Source organism: Streptomyces sp. NPDC057654 (assembly GCF_042800135.1).
Taxonomy (GTDB): domain Bacteria; phylum Actinomycetota; class Actinomycetes; order Streptomycetales; family Streptomycetaceae; genus Streptomyces.
The window spans coordinates 1-3,975 of sequence record NZ_JBHVHQ010000325.1 but is presented as its reverse complement, the minus strand read 5'-3'; the positions used below and the strand labels follow the sequence as shown (position 1 = coordinate 3,975).

The following is a 3,975-nucleotide window of genomic DNA, read 5'->3' as shown; positions in this document are numbered from 1 at the left end:
CTTCTTCTCCTACATCGGCTTCGACGCCGCCTCCACCGCCGGCGAGGAGGCCAAGGACGCCAAGCGCGACCTGCCGCGCGCGATCATGCTGTCGCTGCTGATCGTCACCGCGCTGTACGTGCTGGTCGCGGCCGTCGCCGTGGGGGCCATGCCCTGGCGCTCGTTCAAGGGCTCCGAGGCCGCCCTCGCCGGGATCATGGAGGACGTCACCGGGCAGAGCTTCTGGGCCGTGCTGCTCGCGGCCGGCGCGGTCATCGCCATCGCCAGCGTCGTGCTGACCGTGCTCTACGGGCAGACCCGCATCCTCTTCGCGATGGCCCGCGACGGCCTCGTGCCGAAGGTCTTCGGCAAGGTCCACGCCCGCACCGGCGTCCCCCGCGCCAACACCGTCCTCGTCTCCCTCTTCTGCGGCGTCCTGGCCGCGGCCATCCCGCTCGGCCAGCTGGCCGACGCCACCAGCATCGGCACGCTCTTCGCGTTCGCGCTGGTCAACGTGGCCGTCATCGTGCTGCGCCGGACCCGCCCCGAGATGCACCGCACCTTCCGGGTGCCGCTCGCCCCGCTCTTCCCGGCCGTCGGTTTCGCACTGTGCGTCTACATGATGGGTAGTCTGTCCCCCATCACGTGGGTCGTCTTCGCGGCATGGATGGCGGTCGGCCTCGTGATCTACTTCGGGTACGGCATGCACCGCTCGCGGCTCGCCCGCGACGCCCGGCCCGTCCCGGCAGACCCGCAGGCACCCGTAGAAAAGTGACCCGTCCGCACGTGCGCCAGATGAACGAGCTCGACCAGCGCATCGTCCACGCCCTCGCCCAGGACGCCCGCCGCTCCTATGCCGACATCGGCGCCGAGGTCGGCCTCTCCGCGCCCGCCGTCAAGCGGCGCGTGGACCGGCTGCGCGCCGAGGGCGCCATCACCGGCTTCACCGTCCGCGTGGACCCGGCGGCCCTCGGCTGGGAGACCGAGGGGTTCATCGAGCTGTACTGCCGCCGCAACACCTCGCCCGAGTCGATCCACCGCGGCCTCGCCCGCTACCCGGAGGTGGCGTCCGCCTCCACCGTCACCGGCGAGGCCGACGCCATCGTCCAGGTCTTCGCCTCCGACATGCGCCACTTCGAGCGGGTGCTGGAGCGCATCGCGGGCGAGCCGTTCGTCGAGCGCACCAAGTCCGTCCTCGTGCTGTCCCCGCTGCTGCGCCGGTTCACCTCCGGCGCGCCCTCCTGAACCGAACCGACTGCGTCCACGGCGCGGCGCAATGAATCGCCGTTCAGTCCGTACAACACGCAACGAATCGTCCGGGAACGCGCAACAGACGCGGCTTGTCCGGCGCTGAACGGAAAACGTAGCGTCGATACGTCCCGGCGATCGCCTCTTCGGTCCCGGTCCGCCACCCCCGAACCCGGTGAAGAGGTGCCCCATGCCGTCGCTGCGCATCGCGCTGTACCAAGGCCCTGGCGGGGTCCCCGAGACCACCGCGGACAGCATCGCCGCGCTCGCCGCCGCCGCCCGCCGGGCGGCGGAGTCGGGGGCCCGGCTGCTGCTCACCAGCGAGCTGTTCCTCACCGGGTACGCGATCGGCGAGGACGTGCGCCGCCGCGCCGAGACCGCCTCCGGGCCGGGCGCCGAGGCGGTCGCAGGCCTCGCCGCCGAACACGGCCTCGCCATCGGCTACGGCTACCCGGAGCGCGCCGGGACCGACCTGTACAACTCCGTCCAGCTCATCGGCCCCGCCGGCGAGCCGCTGGCGAACTACCGCAAGACCCACCTCTTCGGCCCGTTCGAGACGGCCTGCTTCACCCCCGGCGACGACCCGCTCGTCCAGGCCGACCTCGACGGCGTCCGCCTCGGGCTGCTGATCTGCTACGACGTCGAGTTCCCGGAGGCCGTACGGGCCCACGCGCTGGCCGGCGCCGACCTGCTGCTCGCGCCGACCGCGCTGATGCGCCCGTACGAGATCGTCCCGCAGACGATCATCCCGGCGCGCGCCTGGGAGAGCCAGCTCTACCTCGCCTACGCCAACCGCTGCGGCGCGGAGGGGGAGTTCGACTTCGCCGGGATGAGCTGCGTCGCCGCGCCCGACGGGACCGTACGGGCGCGGGCCGGCGCGGGCGAGGACCTGATCCTCGCCGACGTCGACACCGACTTCCTGAAGGCGTCCCGCGCCGAGAACAGCTACCTCGCCGACCGGCGGCCCGAGCTGTACACCTCGCTCGTGTGAGCACCCGCCCCCCATCGCCCCCCTTTTTTCCAGTAGGAGAGTCCAGCCGATGACGTCCACGGTGCCCACCGCCGTCCACGACGAGCAGGCCACGCCCGCCCTGCCGCCCATCACGATGTTCGGCCCGGACTTCCCCTATGCCTACGACGACTACCTGGCCCACCCGGCGGGCCTCGGCCAGATACCGGCGACCGAGCACGGCACGGAGGTCGCGGTCATCGGCGGCGGCCTCTCCGGCATCGTCACCGCGTACGAGCTGATGAAGATGGGGCTGCGGCCCGTCGTGTACGAGGCGGACCGGATCGGCGGCCGGCTGCGCACCGAGCGCTTCGAGGGCTGCGACGAGTCGCTGACGGCGGAGATGGGCGCGATGCGCTTCCCGCCGTGCTCCACCGCGCTCCAGCACTACATCGACCTGGTCGGGCTGCGGACCGAGCCGTTCCCCAACCCGCTGGCCCCCGACACCCCCTCCACCGTCGTCGACCTCAAGGGCGAGACGCACTACGCCGAGACCGTCGAGGACCTGCCCGAGGTCTACCACCAGGTGATGCACGCCTGGAACGCCTGCCTGGAGGACGGCGCCGACTTCTCCGACATGCAGCACGCCATCCGCGAGCGCGACATCCCGCGCATCCGCGAGATCTGGGCGCAGCTCGTCGAGCGGCTCGACAACCAGACCTTCTACGGCTTCCTCTGCGACTCCCCGGCCTTCGCGTCCTTCCGGCACCGCGAGATCTTCGGCCAGGTCGGCTTCGGCACCGGCGGCTGGGACACGGACTTCCCCAACTCGATCCTGGAGATCCTGCGCGTCGTCTACACCGGCGCGGACGACGACCACCGGGGGATCGTCGGCGGCAGCCAGCAGCTGCCGCTGCGGCTGTGGGAGCGCGAGCCCGCCAAGACCGTGCACTGGGCGCCCGGCACCTCGCTGGCCTCGCTGCACGGCGGCGACCCGCGCCCGGCCGTGACCCGGATGGACCGTACGGCCGGCAACCGCGTCACCGTCACCGACGCCGCCGGCGACATCCGCACGTACCGGGCGGCGGTCTTCACCGCGCAGTCCTGGATGCTGCTCTCCAAGATCGCCTGCGATGACGCGCTGCTGCCCATCGACCACTGGACGGCGGTGGAGCGCACCCACTACATGGAGTCGTCCAAGCTCTTCGTCCCCGTCGACCGGCCGTTCTGGCGGGACACCGACGAGGCGACCGGGCGGGACGTGATGAGCATGACGCTCACCGACCGGATGACGCGCGGCACGTATCTCCTGGACGACGGCCCGGACCGGCCCGCCGCCATCTGCCTCTCGTACACCTGGTGCGACGACAGCCTCAAGTGGCTGCCGCTGTCCGCGAACGAGCGGATGGAGGTGATGCTGAAGTCGCTCGGCGAGATCTATCCCAAGGTCGACATCCGCAAGCACATCATCGGCAACCCGGTCACCGTCTCCTGGGAGAACGAGCCCTACTTCATGGGCGCGTTCAAGGCCAACCTCCCCGGCCACTACCGCTACCAGCGGCGGCTGTTCACCCACTTCATGCAGGACGGCCTCGCCGAGGACAAGCGCGGCCTCTTCCTCGCGGGCGACGACATCTCCTGGACCGCGGGCTGGGCGGAGGGCGCCGTGCAGACCGCGCTGAACGCGGTGTGGGGCGTCATGCACCACTTCGGCGGCGCGACGGACCCGGTCAACCCCGGCCCCGGCGACCGCTTCGAGGAGATCGCGCCCGTGGAACTCCCCGAGGACTGACGGGAGT

Annotated in this window: 4 protein-coding genes; all 4 read left to right on the top strand. The window is 71.4% G+C overall.

The features are described 5' to 3' along the window. Positions 1-754, top strand: a 754-nt coding sequence (locus ACFU99_RS22985) for an amino acid permease (protein ID WP_384394861.1), incomplete at its 5' end; no start/stop codon positions are given. A 20-nt stretch (positions 755-774) separates the two neighbouring features. After that, positions 775-1,224, top strand: coding sequence for an Lrp/AsnC family transcriptional regulator (locus ACFU99_RS22980; protein ID WP_363226021.1), 450 nt, complete (start codon positions 775-777; stop codon positions 1,222-1,224). Positions 1,225-1,417: 193 nt separating this feature from the next. Beyond that, complete coding sequence (locus tag ACFU99_RS22975; protein WP_384394859.1) at positions 1,418-2,218, top strand: carbon-nitrogen hydrolase family protein; 801 nt, start codon at positions 1,418-1,420, stop codon at positions 2,216-2,218. A gap of 49 nt (positions 2,219-2,267) precedes the next feature. Then, the gene (locus tag ACFU99_RS22970; protein ID WP_384394857.1) at positions 2,268-3,968 is read left to right on the top strand and encodes a flavin monoamine oxidase family protein; all 1,701 of its coding nucleotides are present in this window, start codon (positions 2,268-2,270) and stop codon (positions 3,966-3,968) included. The last annotated feature ends 7 nt before the right edge of the window (positions 3,969-3,975 follow it).